This window comes from Flavobacterium sp. SOK18b (assembly GCF_014156605.1).
Lineage (GTDB): Bacteria > Bacteroidota > Bacteroidia > Flavobacteriales > Flavobacteriaceae > Flavobacterium > Flavobacterium tiangeerense.
Window position 1 is genome coordinate 1 of record NZ_QKNZ01000051.1, and the last position, 1,229, is coordinate 1,229.

A 1,229-nucleotide genomic window follows, 5' to 3' on the forward strand; every position below is an offset into this window, starting at 1 on the left:
TTGACTCGTAATAGACATTGTAAGTGGCAAAGCTGGCTGGTTGATGGTAATGGTTCCATCAGCAAAACAACCTGTTGCAGTATCCGTAACACGTACGGTATACGTACCTGCTGCCACATTGCTTAGCGTAAGTACATTATTAGATTTTGTTAAGGTTCCTGTACCCAATGTTCCTGCTGTCAATGTAAAGGTGTAAGCACCTACTGTAGCATTTCCTGAAACGGTAAACGTTCCTGATCCTGTAGTTCCGCCTTGGCACAAAACATCGCTGGTTTTATTAGCCGCAACGGCAATTGGTGTAACTGGGTCAATATTGTGTGATTCGGTGTAGTAACATCCATTCGCATCGGTAACTCTAAAGGTGTAATTTCCTGGTAATAAATTAGGGAAAGAAGCCGCTTGTGATGATCCTGTGGTCGTTATTGGTCCAAAATTAGAATTAGCTGTACCTGAATTTGTTGCTGTAATCAAGAACGATAAAGCGCCTACTCCATTGGTAGCCGTTACAGAAACCGTTGTGGTAGTTGCTGTACACGTTACTGCTGCATTTAAAAACGTTAAATCTGTTGGTTTGTTTAATGGTGCTAAAACAATAGCTTGCATTGGTGACAAACAACCATTGGCATCTTTAACTACTATTTGAATGGTTTGAGTGGTTCCGTTATCGTTTACAGTCAAGGTATTGCTTGGTCCAAAACTACCTCCATTGTTATAACTATACGTATACGTTCCTGTTCCACCCGTTGGTGCTACAGTTATGGTAGCCGATTGAGGCGCATTGGTAGTACTACAACTGAATGCAGTCGTTAAAGAAGCATTTGCAGCAATGGCTGTAGGTTGCGTGATAGTAACTACTACTGAATTTGGACACCCTTTGTTATCACGTACATAAAAAGTATATGGAGAACCTGCAGCAGTTAATCCACCAAAAGTTGCAGTAGCTGTATATCCTGAACTAGCATTGTTACTATAGGTATACCCACCTGATCCACCTGAACCTGCTAAAGTAACCGATCCGTCATTACCACCAGTACAACTTACATTGACTTGACTGGCTACAGCCACAGTAGGATTCGTGATAGGTGTCACCGTTGCTGAAGTAGTTGTTGGACAACCATTAGCATCCGTAATTACAAAAGTATAAAGGTCCGCATTGGCATTACTTACACTTGTGGTAAATGTTAACGAGGCACTTGCTGCACTCGGGGTACTTGGCGTACCAGTTCCTT

The 1,229-nt window shown here is 42.1% G+C and carries 1 pseudogene; it reads right to left on the bottom strand.

Annotation, left to right across the window (positions count from 1 at the left end):
- Positions 1 to 1,229 (bottom strand): annotated as a pseudogene (locus DNC80_RS09255) (hypothetical protein); the annotation flags it as partial.